Source organism: Martinezella lusitana (assembly GCF_010668395.1).
GTDB classification, from domain to species: Bacteria; Pseudomonadota; Alphaproteobacteria; order Rhizobiales; family Rhizobiaceae; genus Rhizobium; species Rhizobium lusitanum_A.
In genome coordinates this window covers 1-23,351 of record NZ_WUEY01000044.1, presented here as the reverse complement: position 1 = coordinate 23,351, position 23,351 = coordinate 1, and the positions used below count along the sequence as shown (strand labels likewise).

The window sequence follows — 23,351 nt, the reverse complement described above, 5'->3', positions numbered from 1 at the left end:
AAGTCTGGAGGGCAAAGCAGGTCTTCGTTTCCAAAAGAGGCCAGGGGACCGGATATTCCGGCATCGAAAACCCCCTCTTCTTCAAGGACAACACACGCATGTTCTACGGTGACGCCAAGAGGAGCATCGATCGACTGCTGGCGCTGGTCGCCTGAGTCTCGATTTAGCGCTTTCCGCTTGGCTTCCTGAGCGGAAAGCGACCGCCGCAGTCATCGCAGCGGACCCGGTTCGCGGTTTAAGGCAGCAGCATCAACCGTAAATCAAAACAAAGATCTTTAATCTGCTTGGGCGACCGCAACAGGGTGAATTGGAAATCGCACGGAAGGCAGGAGTCTGGCAGAAAGGTCCGCTGCAGTATTCAACTTTGCTCAAGGCAAACATGAAAGCGTCATCATAGCACAGGCCACTCGATCTCACGAAGCCGATCCGTCGAGCCTTGCCCTGCCTTAACGCGAACGCCGTATCTCGTTGCATGGCTAACGTCACTTTTTGTCCGAGCACAACGCTTTCGGTAAAGGTTGCATGCCATTGCCGACCATTATCTTCGCGACCGCGGCCAGACCGGCCGGCTGAAATAGGAATTGCCCCATGCCTTATGACCAGAAGCGCGTCGTAGACGCCATCAGGGCCTTCGAAGCCGGCGAAATCGTCGTCGTCATGGACGATAACGACCGCGAAAACGAAGGCGACCTGATCGTCGCCGCCGTTCACGCGACGCCGGAAAAGATGGCCTTCATCGTGCGCCACACATCCGGCATCGTCTGCGCCCCGATGCCGAAGGAGGAGGCCAAGCGGCTGAACCTCAACGCCATGGTGGCGGAAAACGACTCCGCCCACACGACAGCCTTTACCGTTTCCGTCGATTTCAAGCACGGCACGACGACGGGCATTTCCGCCGACGACCGCACGCTGACAGTGCGGAACCTCGCGAACCCGAATGTCGGCGCGGCCGATTTCGTCCGCCCTGGCCATATCTTCCCATTGGTCTCCCGCGAAGGCGGCGTGCTGATGCGATCGGGCCATACGGAAGCTGCCGTCGATCTCTGCAAGCTGGCCGGTCTGCCGCCGATCGGCGTCATTTCCGAACTCGTCAATGACGACGGCACGGTGACACGCGGTCCGCAGGTGGTGGATTTTGCCGAACAGCACGGGTTGAAGCTTCTGTCGGTCGCCGACCTCATCGCCTATCGCCAGCGCAAGGAAACGCTGATCGAACTCGGCTCCAGCTTCGATATCGAGACACCGTTCGGCAAGGCCAAGGCGCATACTTATTCGCTGCCCTGGGATCCGATGCAGCATCTCGCCGTCGTCTTCGGCGACATCAGGGATGGCGTCGATATTCCGGTGCGCCTGCATCCGGAAAATGTCGCTGACGACCTGTTCGGCAAGCGCAAGCCGGTCGATTTCTACATGCAGAAGATCGCCGAACAGGGCCGTGGCATAATCGTCTACCTGCGCGAAGGCTCCGTCGGCGTCGGCCACTACGACAATGGCCGCAAGGCGCGTGGACAAGGCCGCGAAGCCCATGCCGAAGCGCAGACGCGCGATAGCGAATGGCTGGAAATCGGTCTCGGCGCACAGATCCTCAGGGATCTCGGCGTCAGCTCGATCACGCTCCTGACCAGCCGTGAGCGGCACTATGTCGGCCTCGAAGGCTTCGGCATCAAGATTTCCAAAACCGATATTCGCTAACCGGCATGGTGATAGGCCCGGTTTCCCGGGCCGCTTTTCAACAGGTTTGCCGTGACGCTCAGATGAGCTTGGCGAAGGCAACAGCCGTGTCGGACATGCGGCTGGAGAAGCCCCACTCGTTGTCGTACCAGGACAGAACGCGCACGAAATTGCCTTCCATGACCTTCGTCTGGTCGGTTGCGAAGATCGACGAGTGACTGTCGTGGTTGAAGTCGCGCGAGACGAGCGGCTCGTCGGTGTAGCCGAGGATGCCCTTCAGCCTGCCGTTCGCAGCAGCCTTGATCGCTTCGTTGATTTCGCCGACCGTGGTGGCCTTCTTGGCAACGAACTTGAAGTCGACGACCGAAACGTTCGGGGTCGGAACGCGGATCGAGGTGCCGTCGAGCTTGCCCTTGAGGTGCGGCAGAACGAGGCCGACAGCCTTGGCAGCGCCCGTCGAGGTCGGGATCATCGAGAGAGCGGCCGCGCGGGCGCGATACAGATCCTTGTGCATCGTGTCGAGCGTCGGCTGATCGCCGGTGTAGGAGTGGATCGTCGTCATGAAGCCGTGGTCGATGCCGACAGCGTCGTCGAGAACCTTCACGACCGGCACCAGGCAGTTGGTGGTGCAGGAAGCGTTGGAGATGACCAGATGCTCCTTGGTGAGCTGGTCATGGTTGACGCCGAAGACGACGGTCAGGTCAGCGCCATCGGCAGGAGCCGAGACGATGACGCGCTTGGCGCCGGCTGTCAGATGAGCGGCAGCCTTGTCGCGGGCGGTGAAGATGCCCGTGCATTCCATGGCGATATCGACGCCGAGTTCCCCGTGGGGAAGGGTAGCCGGATCCTTGATGGCGGTAACCTTGATCGGCTTGCCGCCGCCGACGGTGATCGTGTCGCCTTCGACCTTCACTTCGGCCGGGAACTTGCCGTGGATGGAATCGTACCGGAGCAGGTGGGCGTTGGTCTCGACCGGGCCGAGGTCGTTGATGGCGACGACTTCGATGTCGGTGCGGCCGGATTCGACGATGGCGCGAAGTACGTTGCGGCCGATACGTCCGAAACCGTTGATGGCAACCTTGACTGTCATGTGCATTCACTCCCTGTAATGACGGAAAATTCCACGGCCGCGCCGAGCAAGCCTGTTTGTCGATCGAAGGAAACCATCGCGGCGCCTAGCTCAGTATGTCAGGGCGCAATCCTATCTCCCAGGTCGCGTCCTAATAGCTTTCACACAGGCCGTAAACTACTGAATCGATTAGCATAACAGCGAGATCCACACTACGAATCGATTAAATCAAATCTCACGATTAGGAAAGGCAATCAGATCGCCTCTCGCGGTCATAGACGGGGTAATTTGCGCCTTTAAGCGCGCTAGCGATCCTACGGAGTTCCATAAATCAATCTTATGCCAGAATGGCATGACGTCTTTTCAGTGGTTTAGGCGATTGATTAAGGGGGCCGGTGGTTCGAATCTTTTCAAGAGCTGAACTTTAGATATTTATTTCTCTTTGCAAGGGGCTGCCGATGGAGTGTGGATGAGAGGGTGAAGTTCATTTAGGTTCGATGCGAGACAAAGATTTAGATGACATCCGAACGAATAAGCTCACGCATCCGCTGGACGAGGTCGTCCAAAATCATGATCCGGTGGCTGCCGGATGGACGGATTGCGAAATAGGACACTTCAATTTTCGGCTCGAACGGGATCGCAACGATATCGGCTCCCGCCGATTGCAAGCTTGTGCGATCGACAATGCCCACGCCCATGCCAGCGGCGGCGAAATGGCAGCAATTGAGCATCGACGTTTCCATCGTGCTGGTCGGCTGATGCTCTTGTCCCGAGAAAGCGCGATCCAGTGCCAGTCTGAGCGGAGAATTTCGTCCGGGGATCAGTACGCGCTCATCGATGAGGTCGGCGGGCCGTATGATATTGTTGGAGGCAAGCCTGTGCCCCGGCGCCATAGCGGCGACGGCATGGGAACTGTGCAGGGTCGCGGCATTCTTGTCGGCCATGCGCGGTGAGCCAAACACGAAACCCAAATCGTAGCGGTTCTTGTCGACCATATCCCAGATGTGCCGGCTGTTTTCGACGTCGATGACAAGCGGAATATCGCGCCGGTTGCCAACCACATCGAGGATGGCTTGATAAAGATATGGCCGGACGAGCGAAGTCACGCTAGCAATTCTGAGAACGGTATTCTTGTGCCGACGAATATCGTCGGCCGCCTGTGCGATCTGATCGAGGCCGAGATACAGCCGTTCGACTTCCCGGAAAAGCTGTGTCGCTTCGACCGTCGGCACGAGGCGGGCTCCCACCCGTTCGAACAGCGTGATCTCGAGGATTTCCTCCAGGTCACGGATGAGACGGCTTACGGCGGGCTGCGTTACATTCAAGGCATCGGCCGCAGCCGTGATCCCCCCTGTCATCATGACGCTTCTGAAGGCTTCAACTTGTCTCGGTTTCAATCGCATCCCAATGCCCTTTCCATAACATTAGGGCATGGACTGAACACAAAATGCAATTTTTCTTTTTGAGCCAGACTGTTTAGTTGCAGAGAAAATCTGCTTGGAGAGTGCGGATTTCGCAAACGCCGGAGGAACACTATCATGAAATTTCTAAAGGTCGCGGCTGTCTTGGTGGCATCCTTCCTTGTTATGCCGCTCGCGAGCCGGGCCAAGGATCTGACAGTTGGTCTCGCAGCCTCCACGACATCAATGGATCCGCAGTTTTACGTCGTCGGCCCGAACAGCGCGATCGCGCGCAATATCTTCGATGGCCTCGTCAATCAGGATGAGAAACAGCGGCTGCAGCCGGCACTGGCGCTGTCCTGGAAGTCCGTCGACGACACGACCTGGGAGTTCAAGCTTCGTCCGAACGTGAAATTCCACGACGGCAGCGATTTCACCGCAGATGATGTCGTTGCTAGCATCAAGCGCGTACCGCTCGCTTCCAAGAACAGCCCCAGCTCTTTTGCTGCCTATGTCAAGGCAATCACCGAGGTCACTGCGGTCGATCCGCTGACGGTTCGCATCAAGACCGATGGCCCGACGCCCCTACTGCTGAACAACCTCAGCCGTATCGCGATCCTGCCGGCCAAGATGCAGAACACCACGACGGAAGAGATGAATTCCGGCAAGGGCGTGATCGGCACCGGCCCCTTCAAATTCGTCTCCTGGACGCCTGACGATAACATCGTGCTTGCCCGAAACGATGGCTATTGGGGTGAAAAGGCCGCCTGGGACAAGGTCACTTTCAAGGTATTCAAGAACAGCAGCGCCCGTGTTGCCGCAATGCTTTCCGGCGATGTCGATATGATCGAAAGCATCCCGACAGCGGACACGCGGCGGCTGCAGGCCTCCGATCAGTTGAAGGTCGTCAATGTTGCCGGAAACCGAATCATGTACCTTCATATGGATCAGGCGCGCGACGTATCGCCCTTCGCCAAGGGACCCGACGGCAAGAACCCGCTCGTGAAGCCAGAGGTGCGCCGCGCGCTGTCGCTGTCGATCAACCGCGAAGCACTCGTCGACCGCATCATGGACGGGCAGGGTGTGCCCGCCGGGCAGCTCGTTCCGGAAGGCTATTTCGGCTATGATCCGTCCATCACGGTCGATCCCTATGATCCGAACAAGGCAAAGGAGCTTCTCGGCAAGGCCGGCTATCCCAACGGGTTTTCGCTGACCTTCCATGCTTCGAATGACCGCTATCCGAACGATTCCAAGGTTGCCCAGGCGATCGGCCAGTTCTTCAGCCGTGTCGGCATCAAGACAGAGGTCGCGACCTTGCCGGGCAGCGTCTATTTTACGCGCGCCTCCAATCTGGAGTTCAGCTTCATCATGGGCGGCGCGGCGGTCGAAACGGGCGAGGCATCCGGCGTGCTCGGCCCGATCCTAGAGACCTTTGGCGACAAGGCCGGGCAGGGAAATCGCGGACGCTATTCGAACCCGGAGTTCGACAAGACGCTGAACGAAGCACGTTCGACGCTCGATGACGATAAGCGCGAGGAGCTTCTTCGCAAGGCGACCGAGATCGCAATGAACGATCTCGGCGTCATCCCAATCTTCTACCTTGCCAACACCTGGGCGATGAAGAAGGACCTTTCCTATCCCGGCCGCTCGGACGGCTACACGCTGCCCTATTATGTGAAGCCGAACTGAGCGGGCGGAAGGACGATCGAACATGTCTTTCCGCGGCGTATTTCCTTACCTCGTCTCGCCGATCAATCATTCCGGTCAGGTGAAGAAAGGCGTGTTGATCGACCTCGTGGATCACCTGATCGCTTCGGGGGTTCATGGCTTGACGCCGCTCGGCAGCACCGGCGAATTCGCCTATCTGAACTGGGATCAGCGCCGCAGCGTCGTCGATACGGTGATTGCCGCCAGCCACGCACGCGTTCCCGTGATCGCCGGCGTTGCAGCGACATCGACCAGCGACGCTGTCGCCCAGACCGAATACATGGTCGAGGCGGGAGCCGACGGCATCCTTGCGGTTCTGGAATCCTATTTTCCGGTTAGCGACGAAGGTGTCGAGACCTACTTCACGGCCATTGCCAAGGCGGCGAAGGGACGGCCGGTGGTGCTCTATACCAATCCGCAATTCCAACGTTCCGATTTGAGCCTGCCCGTCATCGAGCGGTTGAGCCGGGTCGATAACATCCGCTACATCAAGGACGCCTCGACCAATACGGGGCGGCTGCTCTCCATCATCGAACGGACCCAGGGCCGCATGGAAGTGTTCGCAGCCTCGGCCCACATTCCGGTCTGTGTGATGATGATCGGCGGTGTCGGCTGGATGGCCGGTCCCGCCTGCGTCGTGCCGAAGCAGAGCATCGCGCTCTACGAGGCTGCGAATGCCGGCGATTGGGCAAGGGCGATGGATTTGCAGCGGCCGCTCTGGCGGGTCAACGAGATCTTCGCGAAATACTCGATCGCCTCCTGCATCAAGACGGCGCTGGAGCTGCAGGGCTTTCCCGTTGGCGCCCCCATGCATCCGCAGCTTCCGCTTGGCGAGGCCGCACGAATTGAGATCACAGATGTTCTTCGCGAACTCGGCGCCCTTTGACATCGCATTTTCCATCTATTGAAGGCATTTCACCATGAAGCCGATTTCGATCATTGTCGATTGCGACCCGGGAATTGACGATACGATCGCGCTTCTGACCGCATTCGTGTCGCCGGAACTCGATATACTCGGCATCACGCCGGTCTGCGGCAACCAGCCGCTGGAGCGCACCGTGCGCAACGCCCTTCAGGTGTGCGAACTCGGAGGTCGTGCAGAGATCCCGGTCTTTGCAGGCTGTTTTCGCCCAATGTTGCGTGAGCCGATCCATGGCCAGTTCCACGGCAAGACCGGGCTTGGCAATACGGTCTTGCCGGAGCCTGAAAAGACGGCGGAGAGCAAATCCGCGGTCGATTTCCTCATCGGCACCTTGAGCGATGCAGCACAGACAGGCGAGCGCATCACGCTCTGCTGCCTTGGGCCGATGACCAATATCGCCGTGGCCCTCAGGATGAAGCCGCAGATCGCCGAAGGCATCGAGCGGATCGTCATGATGGGGGGCGCCTATCGCGAGCCGGGCAACCGGACGATGACCTCCGAATTCAACATATTGGCCGATCCACATGCGGCGCATGTCGTCTTCTCAAGCGGAATACCGCTCGTTGCGCTGGCGCTTGATGCGACGCATCAGGTGATGCTGAAGCCAGAGCATGTCGCCGAGTTCGCACGCGTCAGCGGGCGCATCTCGCAGACGCTTGCCGAGCTGATGGCCTTCTGGGATCGCAACGATGTGCGCCGCTACGGTTCGCGCGGCGGCCCGCTGCATGATCCGCTGGTGATCGCCTACATCCTTGCCCCGCATCTGTTCGCGACCGAAAAGGCCCGCGTCTTTGTGGAACATGAAAGCGAACTCTGCATGGGCCAGACCATTGCCGACTGGTATGGCAAGAGCGGTCTCGAGCCGAATGCCGACATCGTCACGAAGGTCGATGCCGAGGGCGTGATCGCCTTCTTTCTCGAGCGTTTGTCGCGCTACGCCGAAAAGGCCATCGCATGACACGTCATAAGGTCATCATCGATGCCGATCCGGGCGTGGACGATGCCGCGGCCATCCTGATGGCGCTGGCATCGCCGGAAATCGACGTGCTCGGCCTGTCGATCGTTGCCGGTAATGTTCCCCTTCGCGATACGGTGCTCAACGCCTGCAAGATCGTCGGCCTCAGCGGCCGCGATGACGTGCCGGTTCATGCGGGAGCTACCGGGCCGCTGGTCCGCGACCAGGTTTTTGGCAAATATGCCAGCATTGGCGCCTTTGACGATGGCTTGGTCAGGGCCGGCGGCATCGGCGCTTCCAGCGAGCATGCCGTCCATTTCATCATGCGCTCCGCGCGTGAAGCGGCAAAGGCCGGCGATCAGATCACAGTCTGCGCCATCGGTCCGATGACCAATATCGCCTTGGCGCTCATCCAGCATCCGGAGGTGGCATCCGGCATCCGGCAGATCGTTTCGATGGGCGGAGCCTTTACGGCGCTTGGCCACCGCACCCCCTGGGCCGAGTTCAATATCTATGCCGATCCGCATGCCGCCGAGGCCGTTTATCGGTCCGGCGTACCGATCGTCATCATGCCGCTCGACATGACGTTTCAGGCCCTGTTTACCTCGGAGCATTTCGAGCAGTTTCGGGCTGGAGGCGAGGCGGGGAATGCCCTTTTCAATCTGTTTTCGACCTTCGACCGCAGCGATATCGGGCGTTTTGGCAGGCCGGGCGGTCCGATTCACGACGCCACGACGATCGCCTGGCTCATCCGTCCGGATCTGTTCACCGGCCGCAGTGCTTTCGTCGGCGTGCAGGTGACGGGCCTCACCATGGGCCACACCTATGCCGACTTTTACGGAAAGATGGATCGCCCGCCGAATGCCACGGTTATCACCGAGGTCGACGAGGCCGGATTCATCGCACTGCTGATCGAGCGCATCGTCCGCTATGGGCGGAACGGGTTCGGGAAGACAGCGCAGGGAGGTTGAAAATTATGGGCGGATATTTGCTGAGCCGGTCGATCCAGACCGTTCTTACCTTGCTCGTCATGTCGGTTCTGGTTTTTGCCGGGCTCTATCTGGTCGGCAATCCCGTCGACGTGCTCTTAAGCCCCACGGCAACACCGGCGGAGCGTCTTCAGGTCATTCAGTCCTTCGGACTCGACAAGCCTGTCTGGGAGCAATACTGGTTGTTTCTCACACACGCGCTGTCGGGGGATCTCGGCAATTCCTTTGTCTATAATCAACCGGCGCTGACGTTGATCCTTCGCCGCATGCCGGCAACCTTAGAGCTCGCCTTCGTCGCGCTCATCATGGCGCTGGTCATCGGCATACCGCTCGGTGTCTATGCCGGCCTAAAGCCGAAGGGCCTGATCTCGAAGTCGATCATGACCTTCTCGATCCTCGGCTTCAGCCTGCCGACCTTCTGGATCGGCCTCGTGATGATCATGCTGTTCAGCGTTCATTTCGGCTGGTTGCCAGCCTCCGGTCGGGGCCAGACGGTGCCGGTTTTCGGGATGCCGCTCAGCCTTTTCACCTTGGACGGCCTCTCCCATCTGGTGTTGCCGGCCTTCAATCTGGCGCTCTTCAAGATTTCGCTCGTCATCCGTCTGACCCGCGCCGGCGTAATGGAGACGATGCAGCTCGATTTCGTCCGGTTCGCTCGCGCCAAGGGCCTGACCGAGCGGCGGATCGTCACCGTGCATGTGCTGAAGAACACGCTGATCCCGCTGATCACCGTGATCGGCCTCGAACTCGGATCGTTGATCGCCTTTGCCGTCGTGACCGAGACGATCTTTGCCTGGCCCGGCACGGGCAAGCTCATCATCGACGCGATCGGCGTGCTCGACCGACCGGTCATCCTCGCCTATCTGATGATCACCGTCGTTATGTTCAGCGTCATCAACCTGCTGGTCGACATTCTCTATTCGATCGTCGATCCCCGCGTTCGTCTCGAAGGGAATTCATAATGGCCGACAATAGCTCGAACGCTGGTTCGGTGCATGCGGGCGAGGCGGGTGCAGACAAGGCCGTCTCGCGTTCGCCTTTCCGGCAGACGATGTCGGCCCTCCTGCACGACAGGCTTGCGCTGGCAGGGCTGATCCTCGTCGCCATCTTCGTGGTTGCGGCAATATTCGCGCCGTTGCTCGCCCCGCAGAACCCCTATGACCTGTCCCAGCTCGACATTCTCGATGGGCGCCTGCCACCCGGCTCGCATAGCACGAGCGGTATGCTTTACCTGATCGGTACGGACGATCAGGGTCGCGATCTGATGAGCGCGATCCTGTACGGCCTGCGTACCAGCCTGCTCGTGGGCATATCGAGTGCCGCCGTGGCGCTGGTCATAGGCGCTTCGATCGGGCTCGTCAGCGCCTATGTTGGCGGCCGCCTCGATGCCTTCCTGATGCGAATAGTCGATATCCAGCTAAGCTTCCCCGCCATTCTTATCGCGCTGATCTTTCTGGCGATCCTCGGCCAGGGCGTCGACAAGATCATCCTGGCGCTCATCGTCACGCAATGGGCCTATTATGCCCGTACGATCCGCGGCTCGGCGCTGGTGGAGCGCAAACGCGCCTATGTGGACGCGGCCCGCTCGATGGCCTTGCCCGATGGCAGCATCCTCTTTCGCCATATCCTGCCGAATTGCCTGCCGCCCCTGATCGTGGTTGCCACGATGCGCGTGGCCTATGCGATCATGCTGGAGGCGACGCTCTCGTTCCTCGGCATCGGCCTGCCGGTCACGCAGCCGTCTCTCGGCCTGCTGATTTCCAACGGCTTCGAATATACGCTCTCCGGCGATTACTGGATCAGCTTCTTTCCGGGCCTGGCGCTTCTCATGCTCATCGTCGGGATCAATCTTATCGGCGATGCGCTGCGTGATATCCTCAATCCACGGCGGGAAGGCTGAGCCATGACCAAACCGATCCTTTCGATCTCCAAGCTCAACACGGCCTTTCGCGTCGGAGGCGAATGGCGCAATGTCATCCGCGATATCAGCTTCGATATCGGCCCGAAGGAAACCGTTGCCGTCGTCGGCGAATCCGGCTCCGGCAAGAGCGTCACGGCAATGTCGATCATGCGGCTTCTGTCGCCGGCCAATTCGAAGATCACTGGCAGGATCGAGTTCGAGGGACGCGATCTCCTGTCGCTGTCGCTTGCCGATATGCAGGCGATCCGCGGCAATCGGATCGGCATGATCTTCCAGGAGCCGATGACCTCGCTCAATCCCGTTCTGAGAATCGGCCAGCAGATCACCGAGGTTCTGGTGCAGCATCGCGGCATGTCGCAATCGCAGGCCGAGGCCGAAGCCGTGCGCCTGCTTGAAAAAGTGCGCATTCCCTCGGCAAAATCGCGCCTCGATGAATATCCGATGAATTTTTCTGGCGGCATGCGTCAGCGCGTGGTGATCGCGATCGCGCTTGCCTGCGATCCGAAGCTTCTGATCGCCGACGAACCGACGACTGCGCTCGACGTGACCATCCAGGCGCAGATTCTCGGCCTGATCAAGACGCTGCAGGAAGAGGAGGGCATGTCAGTCCTCTTTATCACCCATGACATGGGCGTCGTTGCTGAAATCTCAGACCGGACGGTCGTCATGTATCGCGGCGAGCAGGTGGAGACGGATACGACGGCCGCGCTCTTTGCCGGCGCCAGACATTCCTATACGCGCGCGCTTCTCTCGGCCGTGCCGCAACTCGGCTCGATGACCGGGACGGACCGGCCCTTGCGCTTTCCGCAGGTGGATATGGCGACCGGCGCGATGCAGCCGGTGAAGCCGACCGAGGATACGGTAAGACTCAATCAGCCGCCCATACTTAAGGTCGACAACCTCATCACCCGTTTTCCGGTCAGGCGCGGTTTCCTGCGCAGAACCGTCGGCAACATCCACGCCGTCGAGGGCGTTTCGCTCGAACTCCGGCAGGGCGAAACCCTGTCGCTGGTCGGCGAATCCGGTTGCGGCAAATCGACGACCGGGCGCTCGATCATTCGTCTTACCCCGGCAATGTCCGGCGAAATCCGTATCGACGGCAAGGATGTTCTGAAAGCCGGCAAGGACGATCTTGCCAATATCCGGCGCGAAGCGCAGATGATCTTCCAGGACCCATTCGAAAGCCTCAATCCGCGCATGCGTATCGGCCAGGCGATCGCCGAGCCGATCATTGCGCATGGGCTGGCAAGTGCCTCGCAGGCAAAGGGTCGCGTCAGCGACCTTCTCGAACGGGTCGGCCTCTCGGCGTCGATGGCGGATCGCTTCCCGCACGAATTCTCGGGCGGGCAGCGCCAGCGTGTGTGCATCGCCCGCGCACTCGCGCTCGAGCCAAAGCTTCTCATCGCCGATGAATCGGTTTCCGCGCTCGACGTCTCCGTCAAGGCGCAGGTCATCAATCTCATGCTGGACCTGCAGGAAAAGTACGGACTCGGCTATCTCTTCATCAGCCACGACATGGCCGTGGTGGAGCGCATCAGCCACCGTGTTGCGGTGATGTATCTTGGTGAAATCGTCGAAATTGGGCCTCGCCGGGCGGTTTTCGAAAATCCGCAGCACGACTATACCAAACGTCTGATGGCGGCGGTCCCTGTTGCCGACCCGACCCGCCGTTCGACGCGCCGTATCTCCAGTGAGGAGATTGGAAGTCCGTTCCGTTTTACAAATTATGAGCCACCGAAACGCATCTATGAACAGGTGAGCCCGGGCCATTTTCTGCGAGTTCCTTAAATCGGGAGGCAATCGCTGATCAGCGTGAACAGCCACCAGTGGCTAGGTGAGGGTATCCTTGCCATCGATCGAGATGCGGTGCAGGCTGACGGCCAGTTTCCAAGCAACCGCAAACTGTGCCTTCTTCATTCCGTTGCGTTTGGCCAGCCGCAGCCCCAAGCTTTCAGCACGCACCAGCGGCGAGTCCGTTGGAGCAAGATGTTGGCCGGCTCGAAGAGATAAATCTGCAGTAAGCGTCCCGCCGCGAGACTTGGCCGACGGCGGTCATATTGTATGAAGAGCATTCTTCCTGTGTTCGACACAACCGCATGTAACGCGGAAAAGGATCAGTACTTTGCGCGCAGTGTCAGTCGGACTCCACCGTAAATGGGATTATCGATCGTAACCGGCCGATTATTATCGTGGAGACTTGGCTTTGATTTGGGCGATGCTCGATAATTTGCAGCCCGCACTCAAGCCCGTAAGAGGCCGGCGGACCTGTCTAGCGCATGACCTGCTCGACCAGAATGGGTTCAGGCCCAGCCAGGACCCGTCCCAATCACCGTCGCCAAAGACAGCCACTTTGTCCATAGCGACGGTTCTTACGTTGAGTGCAGAAATCTAAGCCAAATCTCGTCGATCTCCGTCATGCCTCACCCACGCGATTTGATCGCTCCTGGCAGCGCGGCGGACACAATCGTACAAGGACTTCGCCAGGTTGAAGCGATGCGTGTCGGCGACGTTGCAGAGATCGAGATCGCAGCGCGTCGTCCGATAGCAGGTGACAAGAAGGCGCTCGCTTCCTCTGCGGTCCAGGCACAGTCTGGATGAGGCCGACGCTCGTATCAATCGCCAACGCCACGTCGGGTGAAGTCGATGGATAGGGTAGCTCTTCTTCCGCTTGACGATCGAGCTGCCCTGTCTGGCGAAACAGGAACACGATCTCAATGACGAATTTCGCCACCTTCGCTCGGATAACTACCAGTGGGTTGAAGCAGACTCGCCGATTTTGCACGTCGCCGTATTTTCCAAGGACAATGACATCGTCAGGCTTGGGGGCTCTGCTGCGTGAGCAAAATGATGAGCGGACTCCTGAATACTCTCGCCACATGACATCGGAAACGGTTGCCACAATGAGCGATGATCGCTCATCAACTTGCACGCAGTAAGACGCCTCTTTTTTAGGCTGCGTGCCCCAATTTCGATTGGCATTTATTTCGGCAAAAACGTATCTGGATTCAACCAAAAAGTATTGGCGCCCGACCTGCTCTTCCCTGAAACTACATCCCATCCAACGGCAAGCTTTTGTCGGTCCAGGTGATCGCGAGCGGCGCGCGAACCCAGTGTTTTCTGTCTTGGGATTATCCGTTGTCACGCCTCCCAGAAGACTCTCGTTCCAGCAAACGGACCGGGAGCGATCTGAGACATGCCTGGCGCTGGAGTACCGGCGTCAGGCATGTCCTGCGTGTGAAGAGTCCGTCCGATCGATTTTTGACGCCCCAGTCGCCGGGCACGACCGTCAAGGCATCAGAGTCTGACGGACTCACCGTTGGCCGATCCGGCTCTTATTCAATCAACAAAATAGTATAGGAATTCCAAAAAAAGGTATTGGCGAAACCGGTCATTTGCGTCGAAGCTTACCCACGTGGAGGAGGTCGGCGACAACAAGGCAAGAAACACTTCAGTCAAATCACCTGCGCGTTTCTCGAGAAATGCCCACAGATGGACGTGTGGAAACCTGATTGTCGCAAGGCAAATTGAACGGCTGCACCTCATGCGGTGCAGTCGAATGGGAGAACATCCGTGTCCACCGTGATACGACCAGAATTCGAGTATGTGGATCGGTCCACCGACGCGATCCGTTATCTGGAACATGGCTGGCCCCATGAATGGTGTCGCTGGCATAGCCACCCGGAGTATGAGCTACACCTAATGGCGACTACCCATGGCCAGGCGTTCATCGGTGATTACATTGGGGGATATCAGGCCGGCGACCTGTTTCTCACTGGCCCCAATCTTGCACATCATTGGTCGACATTCGAAGCGGCCTATCCGGAACCTGTCGAAGTCCGCGACGTGTTGATACAATTCAGTCAGGACAGCATCGACCTCCTGACGAAGGCATTTCCCGAATTCGGCGAGCTTGAGCCGATGTGGCAGCTTGCCCGCTCCGGCATCAAGTTCGAGGGGTTCGATCCAGGCTTTGCCCATAGTCACATGCAGCGCATTCGCAACACCCGTGGCGCGGAGCGGATCTCCGCCTTCATCCGCTTTCTCGTTCGCATCAATGAACATGCCGAGAAACGAGGACTTTCCGTCTTGCACGGGCGGCCGGAAGACAATGCGAAACATGCGCGCATCGCCAAGCTGGTCGAGCATATCGCCCAGAACTATTCGGAAAATATCTCACTCGGCGAGGCCGCGGACAAAGTCGGTATGAGCTATGCCACCTTTGCTCACAGCTTTCGTAAAACGACGGGTCATACCTTTGTCGAGTTCGTTAACCGCATCCGGGTTGGACAGGCCTGTTCCAAGCTCTATACGACCGACGATCCGATCTCAAGCATCTGTTATGACGTTGGTTTCCAGAATCTGGCGAATTTCAATCGTCAGTTCATGAAGATGAAGCGGCAGACGCCGTCGGCCTATCGCGAACACGCCCGCACGCGATTGCTGCGCGACAGGAAGGCTGCCCATGACTGAAAGCCAAGCCATGCGGCGTTAGTCGCCGCGCCGCAGCTTTTGGCACTCCAAACCCTGTATTTTGGCTTGATCATGACCACGCGCGACATTGCGTGCAGGGGCGGTGTCTCATTACCGGAAGGGCAATGTTTTCATCCTTATCAATCTCAATTCGAAAGATCGTCTGCATGCAGAAACTCCTTGTATTTCAATCCCTCTGGGCAATGGAGCCGCGTCAGGGAAGCAGTTTCGAGCGGTCGCTCGAAGCCGACATCGAGATGATCGCCGATGCGGGCTATGATGGCGTCAGCGCGATCTGGACCGATGCGGACCATGCGCGGCGTCTGAGCCGCATGCTGGAATCCCGTGGCATGCAGGCGGAGGGAGCGTGTTTTCCCACCTCCGTCGATGATCTGAAGCCGATCCTCGAGATCGCCGCGAAAACCGGACTGCACCATCTGACTATCCAGCCCAATACAAGGCTGTCGAGGCTGCAGGATTGCTTGCCTATACTTGAAGGATGGCGGCTTTTGGCCGAGGAGGTCGAATTTCCGGTCTACATCGAAACCCATCGGGACCGGATGACGAACGACCTTCTGTTCGTCCTCGACCTGTTGGACAACTTTCCCGGCCTAAGGCTTCTTGGTGACCTCTCCCACTTCGTCGTCGGCCGAGAAATGGTATTGCCGATCTCCCGCGATAATGAACGCTCGATCAGGCGCATTCTTGACCAAAGTTGGGCGTTCCACGGCCGGGTAGCGAGCTGCGAGCAGGTGCAGGTCGAGTTCACGTTTCCCCACCATCGCCCTTGGCTAGATCTCTTCCTGTCCTGGTGGGACTATGGCTTCCGCAGCTGGCGGAAACGGGCCGGACCCGATGAGACCCTGGCGTTCGTTTGCGAGCTGGGTCCCAAACCCTACGCTATCGCAGGCGCCGACGGTAAGGAGCTGTCGGACCGTTGGAATGACGCGCTCCTGCTCCGCAAATACGCGATGGATATCTTTGACAATTCTCACCCCTGCGGCGTGATCGCCACGGAATGACGTTGTCTTTCCAACCTTGAATTCCAGCACAGACCGGAGAATGAAATGACCAACTGGATCAATGCATGCTCGACCGCCGATATCGAGGCGGAGGACTCGATGCGCTTCGACCACAATGGACGAACCTATGCGATCTACCGCAATCATCTCGACGAATACTACTGCACAGACGGGCTCTGTACGCATGAGGAGGTCCACCTCGTCGGCGGTCTGGTGATCGAAAACACCATCGCCTGTCCCAAGCACTCGAGCATCTTCGATTTTACGACAGGCGAGGTCGAAACGCCACCGGCATGCGAAAATCTGCGCACCTATCCCGTCAGGCTCGACGGGGAGCGCGTGATGATCGGACTTTAATGATTTGCGGTTTTCACCAGATCGGACCGCAAAGCTCTTATGAAGGTTGATACGAGATGGCTGAGACAGAAAAGTTCGTGATTGTCGGCGCCGGGGAATGCGGCGCGCGAGCTGCTTTTGCGCTTCGGCAACAAGGTTTTGCAGGGACGGTCGATCTCATCGGCTCTGAACCGCATGCTCCCTATGAGCGGCCACCATTGTCCAAGTCTTCTCTGATCGACGGTGCGGGCCACAGACTCGTTGCTGAACCCGAACGCTATCGGCGCGAGAATATCAATCTTCTGACGAATCTGGCGGCGACGGAGATTGCTCCGAGCGACCGCCGTCTGGTCCTCTCCGACGGTCGTAAGCTTTCCTATGACAAGCTGTTGCTGGCAACGGGCGCCAGGCCGCGTATGCTGCCCGGTATCCCGGCCCGCAGCAAGTCGATCATGACGCTTAGGACCGTCAATGACGCATACGGCATCCGCGAGAAGCTGGGAAAAGGTCGAACGCTTGTCGTCATAGGTGGCGGTTTCATAGGGCTCGAACTGGCTGCCAGCGCGCGGCAGATGGGCACCGCTGTCACTCTCCTCGAAACCAGGGAAAGGGTGCTGACCCGCGGCGTCCCGATCGAGCTCGCCGGCATCATCGCTGATCGGCATCTCGCGGAAGGCGTCGATCTTCGCTGCGGCGTGTTGATCGAAGGTATCGATGAGTGGGAAGATGGAGCTCGTGTGGTCCTGAAGCGCAGCTCTGCCATTGATGCCGACCTCGTCGTTGTCGGGATCGGCGCGACACCGAATGTGGAGCTCGCACAGGCTGCCGGCCTCGAGATCATCGACGGGGTTGCCGTCGACGAATTCCTTGCGACCAGCGATCCCGATATCTATGCAGCGGGCGATTGCTGTTCCTTTCCGCTGAGCCTCTACGGAGGGCGTCGTATCCGGCTTGAAGCCTGGAGAAGTGCGCAAAACCAGGGAATGCAGGCGGCTGGGAACATGCTCGGCAATCGCTCTGCGATCCTTGATGTCCCGTGGTTCTGGTCCGACCAGTACGATCTGGGACTGCAGGTCGCGGGACTGCCCGACAGCAACGCTTTCCATATCGTTCGAAGGCTCGGCCAAGATGCATTGATTATATTCGATCTTGCGACCGATGGACGCCTCGTCGCAGCCAGCGGCCTGTCAAAAGACAACGGCATCGCCCGCGATATCAGGATCGCCGAGATAATGATCGGCAAGCGCATCCGTCCGGATCCTGTCGCTCTAGCCGAACCAGCTGTGAAGCTCCAATCGATGCTCAGGCAATGACAGGCGATCTCGCCTCGCCAATTAAACCTGCTGTGGCGAGATGAAGCTCCGGGGTGGGGGAAGTCTATCGGCGAACAACTTCACGCCGGCAAAATTCTACAAAAACGTATCTGCTTTCTGTTGAAAAGTATTGGCGTGCAGTGACCAACAAAGAGAGGCTATCGGCAATGGAAATCGACAATATGACGACCGGAAATACACTATGAGCGGAGCGAACGACGAACTGATTGTTGGTACGCGCGACAAGCGCGGCGACTGGAGGCCGAACGAGCCATTGCAGACGGGGCCCCTTCTCAAATTTCCCTGGCAGCCGCTGAAGGTTGTCGCGTGGCTCCCGAAATATCTATTTCCCTACAATCTTGCGTTCTTTGTCGTCGCATCAATTCTGTGGTTGTACACGACGCCGTCGCGGGAAACGTTAAAGACGCTGGAGCTATCCTGGATCCTTTATCTCTTCTTCCGAAACGCGGCGCTCATCGTTCTGTTCTTCGGCGCAATGGAACTTCGCCTCTATGTCCAACGCCGTCAGGGAAACAGGTACAAGTACAACGGCACTTTTCCGAAGGACAAGCCGTCCGACGTCTTCCTCTTCAAAAGCCAGGTGATCGACAGCGTCATTCGCACATTCGTCAGCGGTGTTCCGATCTGGACGGCATATGAAGTCGGCCTGCTTTGGGCCTGGGCGAACGGATGGGGGCCATGGACGACCTTTGCCGACCATCCCGTGTATCTCGCCATCATCGCCTTCCTGCTGCCACTCTTTCACGAAGTGCACTTCTGGTGCGTGCATCGCCTGATCCATGTGCCCTTTCTTTATAAATACGTGCACTCGGTGCATCACAAGTCGATCAATCCCAGCCCGTGGTCATCATTGTCGATGCATCCGATTGAGCATCTTCTCTACTGGTCTGGAACACTGCTTCACCTCATCATTCCTTCGCATCCTCTGCTGGTCCTGTTTCACTTCCAGCTCACCGGACCGGGGGCTATCGTCTGCCATGTGGGCTTCGACAAGATCGAGGTCGGCGAGAAAAAATCCTTCGATACGCATGCTTATGCCCACTACCTTCACCACAAGTATTTCGAGGTGAACTATGGCGACGGGAACCTGCCGCTCGACAAGTGGATGGGCACTTGGCACGACGGGACCAAGGACGGTGATATGCTGATGCAGGCTCGCTTCCGCAAGAAGAAGGAACGGATGAACGCATCGCGCGACAAGTCGGCGTGAATAGCGTTCAAGGAGATTTCGTCGCGGTCCTGCCTGAGACTTCGACATGATCCCGCTGGAGGGCGGGTATCCCAATCACAGAATTTGAACATGAGATTTGCATTGCTTAAATGGAGGAGGAAAAAGTGCGTAAACTGAAACTTATGTCGGGTCTGTTGACTGCGTTGCTCGTGTCGGGCGTCGCTCATGCCACCACAATCACGATTGCCGCGAATAACAACGGTGACATGGTCCGCATGCAGAAGCTATCGAGCGATTTTACCGCGAAAAATCCGGATATCGAGCTCAGATGGGTCATTCTGGACGAGGGCACGCTTCGCCAGAAGGTGACGACGGCAATTGCGACCAAGAGCGGTATCTACGACGTCATCAATATCGGCAACTACGAAGTGCCGATCTGGGCAAAGCAGAAATGGATCGAGCCGCTTGACAACCTCGGCTCCGACTTCGACGTGGACGACCTTCTGCCAGCCATCCGCGCATCGCTATCGGTCGATGGCAAGCTTTATGGCTCACCCTTCTACGGCGAAAGCGCCATAACGATGTATCGTCCTTCGCTGTTCAAGAAGGCCGGACTGACGATGCCCGAAAATCCGACATGGGAGTTCATCAAGGAAGCCGCCGACAAGATCACTGACAAGAACGAGGGCGTCTACGGCATCTGTCTTCGCGGCAAGGCTGGGTGGGGCGAGAACATGGCCTTCGTAACCGCGCTTGCAAATTCATGGGGCGGCCAATGGTTCGACATGAAGTGGAGGCCGCAATTCGATGGGCAGAAGTGGAAGGAGGCGGCGGAATTCTACGTCGATCTCATGAAGAAGGACGGCCCTCCCGGCTCCTCGTCCAACAGCTTCAACGAGAACCTTGCACTGTTCCAGTCGGGCAAGTGCGGCATGTGGATGGATGCGTCTGTCGCTGCCTCCTTCGTCTCCGATCCTAAGCAGTCCAATGTTGCCAACGACGTCGCTTATGCGCTCTTTCCCACGCATGGGGAGCTGAAGAACCATGGCAACTGGTTATGGGCCTGGAGTCTCGCGATTCCGACCGGTTCGAAAAACACCGAAGCGGCGCAGAAATTCGTCAACTGGGCGACCAACAGGGATTACCTGTCCCTGGTCGCCGGCAAGGAAGGGTGGGCGAACGTCCCGCCGGGAACGCGCTCCTCACTCTACGCCAATCCGGATTATCAGAAGGCTGCTCCCTTCAGCGACCTCACCCTCAAGGCGATGAATGCGGCGGACACGCAGCATCCCTCTGTCGAGCCGACGCCATATACCGGTGGCCAGTTCGTTTCCATTCCGGAATTCCAGGGAATCGGTACTGCTGTCGGCCAGCAGTTTTCCGCTGCGCTCGCGGGCCAGGAAACGGTTGAGCAGGCGCTTTCGAAATCCCAGGAGATTACCAAACGCGAGATGGTGAAGGCCGGCTACATCAAGTAGCAGCAAAATCGGGCTTCGCCACTGACAGATGGCGAAGCCTCCTGAAGCGGGAAAATCAGACAAGAAAGTATCTGGTTTCCGGTGAAACACATTGGCGCCATTTCCACCGGACGGCCACTATGTCCCAAATCGGGCGTATCTCCTGGAAATCGCCCGCAGCGCCCGAACCACCGACAGGACACATTATGCTAGACACCGATTTTGGGACCCGCAACAAACGTGGCGACTGGGTTCCGCATAAACCCTACAAATATGCACCCGTATTCATCTGGCCGGCGAGACCTTTGGCCTTCCTGAAGTGGCTGCTCTGGTATCCGGGCTACTTCCTGCCGTGGAACCTGCTCTACGCCTTCATCGTCCTCGGGATGTGGCTTTACCTCACCCCCAACATGCAGACGATGAAGATGATCTCCGCCGACTGGGTGGGCTTTCTGCTCGTTCGGAATGCGGCGCTCACCGTGATCTGGTGCGGTGGATTTCACTTTACCCTGTACATTAAGCGGGTACAGGATCGAAACTTCAAATACAACGGCAAGTGGCCCGACGACAGGAACGACGCCTTCCTGTTTGGCAACCAGCTCGTCGACAACCTAATCTGGACGTTCGTCTTTGGCATTCCGATCTGGACGGCCTTTGAAGTGACGGCGCTCTATCTCTACGCCAATGAGCTTGTTCCCTATCTAGATCCGCGGCAGCATCCGATCTGGTTCGTCGGGATCTGGATGTTGATCCCGCTCTATAGGGAGCTTCATTTCTACCTCATTCACCGGCTGATCCATTGGCCGCCGCTTTACAGGACGGTCCACAAGGTACATCACAACAGTGTCAACCCGACGCCGTGGACAGGACTTGCGATGCATCCGGTCGAGCAACTGCTATATTTTTCGGGTGTCGTTCTCTACTGGGTCATCCCCGCCCATCCCATCTATTCCGTCTTCCACCTTGCTCACTGCATGCTCGCCTCGACGCCTGGCCATGTCGGCTTCGACAAGGTTGTGGTCGGAGAAGACAGCGCGATCGACATGCCAGGCTATGACCACTACCTTCATCACAAATGGTTCGAATGCAATTATTCCGATGGTGTCGTGCCCTACGACAAATGGTTCGGCACGTTCCACGATGGCAGCCCCGAATCCGAAAAACGCATGCTGGAGCGCTTCAAGCGCAAGACGGCGAAAAAGAGTAAGGTCTGAACTGACTGTAATCCTCAATTCCTGGTGTTTCAACGGCAAAGCTGATCCTCTGCCAGTCATCAAAAACTTGAAGGCTCCATACAGCTAAAGGCAAAGCTTGGCCGCAAACTGCGACACCGGCCCCACCCTCTTGTCCAAAGGGTAAGGGCCCCTGGCGAACTGTCTCAGTTCTGCGTGAAAATCAAACAACTATGCCGATGAGACAGGCGTGAAGTCTGTACTCACGGTGCTAGGAGATCTAGTTTGTTCTTACCCAATAAGATACTGCGCAAAGCGTCCCCTTATTTCGCGATGGCGGAACTCGACCGCCCCTTGAAGCGATGATCTCCTTCATCGACGAACACCGCTCGGTATTCGGGATCGAGCCGATCTGCAGACTGCTGCCGATTGCCCCATCCACCTACTATTGCGTGGCGCCGAATTGCGCCTGATCTCGCGCGAGATTGTGCTGGGCGTTCGTCCCAGCTTGCGAGCAATTACACGGATGCAAATGCCCCAAGCGCATTGCAAAGCAATTTCCTCTCGTTCTCGGAACATCATGCTTCGGGTTCTGAGTGGCGTTGCTGAGGGCGATAGACGTGTGGGAGGCATGCCGCCTGAACTTCGAAACCACCGATTCCCAACGCGGTCAAAGACACCGGCTTCCACAGCGGCATCCTCACTGGATAAGCCAGCCACCACTTCTCGCCAGAACCGACACAGGTTCTCACGCTGCCACACAGGTGGCAGATCTGGCGAGGATAATTTCTGCCGCGTTTAGCGCATCGATCTCCGTCTTCCCGTAGCTACTCATACTTCTTGGTTTGGGGTGTTGCGGCGACCGGTTGAATCTGCCCAATACGTGTCGATCAAGCATTCAGAGCGGCTGGTCGAGGCAGGCATCGGGTCTTCCGTCGGAAGCGTCGGCGACCCTGCAACGATGGTCTTTTGGCAAAAGCATCCTGAGCATGGCAGGAGCAACCGAAAATCCTCAACCGCCCGCCCATGTCATCGATCGTTTCACCCACTGGATTAGGTCGTTTCAAGCGGAGCCGATCTTTGCGGCAGATCCCGTTGCTCTCGACGGCCCATGGTTTGACTCCTATCTAAAGCGCCTCACGGGAAAGCCACTTTTTGAAGGTCCCTGGGTGGCTGATCGCCTGTTCAGATATGCCCCGCTTTGCATCATGTCTATGGTCGCGCGGAGCGCGATCATTGGAACTGCGATGTCGAAAACTACCACCCGAATGGCTTGGTTCCGTCGAACACACTCACCGGGCGATTGATGACGCTCGCGGCTACGCAAACCTTTTGAGCTTTCTCATTAGCAAGCCGAACAACGGATAGGAGCCGCTACGTCGCCAAAGGCGGGCTTTCCAAGCGTCCCGGCAAATTCAACCGTGTCGCGTAACCGTGGCTTTTAACTTCCGAGACCCCATGGCGCGGAAATCCAAGGGCTTTCGGCAGCCCCTTAAGTTGGGCCTGAACAAGGGTTCACTGTCCGTCCGATCTTAGCGTGTCCACGGGAGCAGATCTTGTTCAGACTCCATGCGGATTGGGATAGGGCAAGAGCTCTATTGTGGTAAGCGATGAACTGAGGCGGTTACTTCTGGAATTTCCAGGGCATGAGAGCCTCGATATCGCTTGATGGCCAGCCGGCCGCGATACGTTCAAGGGTCTGCGTTAGCCAAGCGAGCGGATCAACATCGTTCATTTTGGCGGACTGAATGAGGG

At 58.0% G+C, this 23,351-nt stretch carries 20 protein-coding genes, 2 pseudogenes and 1 other annotated feature; of the genes and pseudogenes, 17 read left to right on the top strand and 5 right to left on the bottom strand.

The annotated features are described in order from the left end of the window. Both GR212_RS35870 and ribB read left to right on the top strand, forming a co-directional pair. Positions 1 to 155, top strand: a 155-nt coding sequence (locus GR212_RS35870) for an NAD(P)(+) transhydrogenase (Re/Si-specific) subunit beta (protein WP_163994763.1), incomplete at its 5' end; no start/stop codon positions are given. Positions 156 to 588: 433 nt separating this feature from the next. Further along, on the top strand, positions 589 to 1,692 hold the full coding sequence (gene ribB / locus GR212_RS35865) for a 3,4-dihydroxy-2-butanone-4-phosphate synthase (RefSeq protein WP_163994760.1): 1,104 nt from the start codon (positions 589 to 591) through the stop codon (positions 1,690 to 1,692). A gap of 58 nt (positions 1,693 to 1,750) precedes the next feature. Here ribB and gap read toward each other — a convergent pair whose 3' ends face one another. After that, on the bottom strand, positions 1,751 to 2,761 hold the full coding sequence (gap, locus tag GR212_RS35860) for a type I glyceraldehyde-3-phosphate dehydrogenase (RefSeq protein ID WP_163994756.1): 1,011 nt from the start codon (positions 2,759 to 2,761) through the stop codon (positions 1,751 to 1,753). Positions 2,762 to 3,252: 491 nt separating this feature from the next. Further along, positions 3,253 to 4,143 carry a LysR family transcriptional regulator gene (locus GR212_RS35855; RefSeq protein ID WP_163994753.1) on the bottom strand — a complete coding sequence of 297 codons (891 nt, stop codon included), beginning with the start codon at positions 4,141 to 4,143 and terminating at the stop codon, positions 3,253 to 3,255. Positions 4,144 to 4,278: 135 nt separating this feature from the next. Here GR212_RS35855 and GR212_RS35850 point away from each other — a divergent pair, with 135 nt between their 5' ends. From GR212_RS35850 to GR212_RS35820, 7 genes are read left to right on the top strand one after another with little or no spacing between them, the layout of a single operon-like run. Next, positions 4,279 to 5,829, top strand: coding sequence for an ABC transporter substrate-binding protein (locus GR212_RS35850; protein WP_163994751.1), 1,551 nt, complete (start codon positions 4,279 to 4,281; stop codon positions 5,827 to 5,829). A gap of 22 nt (positions 5,830 to 5,851) precedes the next feature. Next, positions 5,852 to 6,733: a dihydrodipicolinate synthase family protein gene (locus tag GR212_RS35845; RefSeq protein WP_163994748.1), complete on the top strand. Its 882-nt coding sequence runs from the start codon at positions 5,852 to 5,854 to the stop codon at positions 6,731 to 6,733. Positions 6,734 to 6,767: 34 nt separating this feature from the next. Continuing rightward, complete coding sequence (locus GR212_RS35840) at positions 6,768 to 7,727, top strand: nucleoside hydrolase (RefSeq protein WP_163994745.1); 960 nt, start codon at positions 6,768 to 6,770, stop codon at positions 7,725 to 7,727. After that, a complete protein-coding gene (locus GR212_RS35835; protein ID WP_163994743.1) occupies positions 7,724 to 8,695 on the top strand; it encodes a nucleoside hydrolase in 972 nt (323 codons plus the stop codon). The genes GR212_RS35840 and GR212_RS35835 overlap by 4 nt, the downstream gene beginning before the upstream one ends. Positions 8,696 to 8,700: 5 nt before the next feature. After that, on the top strand, positions 8,701 to 9,675 hold the full coding sequence (locus GR212_RS35830; RefSeq protein ID WP_163994741.1) for an ABC transporter permease: 975 nt from the start codon (positions 8,701 to 8,703) through the stop codon (positions 9,673 to 9,675). Further along, complete coding sequence (locus GR212_RS35825) at positions 9,675 to 10,613, top strand: ABC transporter permease (RefSeq protein WP_163994739.1); 939 nt, start codon at positions 9,675 to 9,677, stop codon at positions 10,611 to 10,613. Before GR212_RS35830 ends, GR212_RS35825 begins: the two co-directional genes overlap by 1 nt. A 3-nt stretch (positions 10,614 to 10,616) precedes the next feature. Then, positions 10,617 to 12,422 (top strand): ABC transporter ATP-binding protein, encoded by a 1,806-nt coding sequence (locus GR212_RS35820; RefSeq protein WP_163994737.1) that lies wholly within the window; start codon positions 10,617 to 10,619, stop codon positions 12,420 to 12,422. Between the two features lie 42 nt (positions 12,423 to 12,464). Here the strand turns inward: GR212_RS35820 and GR212_RS37595 are convergent, their stop codons facing one another. After that, entirely contained in the window at positions 12,465 to 12,596 is a 132-nt protein-coding gene (locus GR212_RS37595; RefSeq protein ID WP_281411100.1) for a hypothetical protein, read from the bottom strand. 1,737 nt (positions 12,597 to 14,333) lie between these two features. Here GR212_RS37595 and GR212_RS35815 point away from each other — a divergent pair. The 8 genes and pseudogenes from GR212_RS35815 to GR212_RS37015 all read left to right on the top strand — a co-directional run. Beyond that, complete coding sequence (locus tag GR212_RS35815; protein WP_246726240.1) at positions 14,334 to 15,104, top strand: helix-turn-helix domain-containing protein; 771 nt, start codon at positions 14,334 to 14,336, stop codon at positions 15,102 to 15,104. A 167-nt stretch (positions 15,105 to 15,271) separates the two neighbouring features. Next, positions 15,272 to 16,126, top strand: coding sequence for a sugar phosphate isomerase/epimerase family protein (locus tag GR212_RS35810; RefSeq protein ID WP_163994735.1), 855 nt, complete (start codon positions 15,272 to 15,274; stop codon positions 16,124 to 16,126). A 45-nt stretch (positions 16,127 to 16,171) separates the two neighbouring features. Then, the gene (locus GR212_RS35805; RefSeq protein WP_163994733.1) at positions 16,172 to 16,483 is read left to right on the top strand and encodes a MocE family 2Fe-2S type ferredoxin; all 312 of its coding nucleotides are present in this window, start codon (positions 16,172 to 16,174) and stop codon (positions 16,481 to 16,483) included. Positions 16,484 to 16,539: 56 nt separating this feature from the next. After that, positions 16,540 to 17,775 carry an NAD(P)/FAD-dependent oxidoreductase gene (locus tag GR212_RS35800; RefSeq protein ID WP_163994731.1) on the top strand — a complete coding sequence of 412 codons (1,236 nt, stop codon included), beginning with the start codon at positions 16,540 to 16,542 and terminating at the stop codon, positions 17,773 to 17,775. 202 nt (positions 17,776 to 17,977) lie between these two features. Continuing rightward, the gene (locus GR212_RS35795) at positions 17,978 to 19,006 is read left to right on the top strand and encodes a sterol desaturase family protein (RefSeq protein ID WP_163994729.1); all 1,029 of its coding nucleotides are present in this window, start codon (positions 17,978 to 17,980) and stop codon (positions 19,004 to 19,006) included. 143 nt (positions 19,007 to 19,149) lie between these two features. Continuing rightward, on the top strand, positions 19,150 to 20,445 hold the full coding sequence (locus GR212_RS35790; RefSeq protein ID WP_204326914.1) for an ABC transporter substrate-binding protein: 1,296 nt from the start codon (positions 19,150 to 19,152) through the stop codon (positions 20,443 to 20,445). Positions 20,446 to 20,630: 185 nt separating this feature from the next. Beyond that, on the top strand, positions 20,631 to 21,638 hold the full coding sequence (locus GR212_RS35785) for a sterol desaturase family protein (RefSeq protein ID WP_163994723.1): 1,008 nt from the start codon (positions 20,631 to 20,633) through the stop codon (positions 21,636 to 21,638). Between the two features lie 255 nt (positions 21,639 to 21,893). Then, a pseudogene (locus tag GR212_RS37015) lies at positions 21,894 to 22,045 on the top strand (IS3 family transposase); the annotation flags it as partial. After that, positions 21,917 to 22,033: a sequence feature (AL1L pseudoknot), on the top strand. Its footprint overlaps the pseudogene before it by 117 nt. Positions 22,046 to 22,070: 25 nt before the next feature. Here the strand turns inward: GR212_RS37015 and GR212_RS37925 are convergent. Continuing rightward, a pseudogene (locus tag GR212_RS37925) lies at positions 22,071 to 22,175 on the bottom strand (helix-turn-helix domain-containing protein); the annotation flags it as partial. Positions 22,176 to 23,220: 1,045 nt separating this feature from the next. After that, on the bottom strand, positions 23,221 to 23,351 hold a 131-nt coding region (locus tag GR212_RS35775), incomplete at its 5' end, for a transposase domain-containing protein (protein ID WP_163994718.1).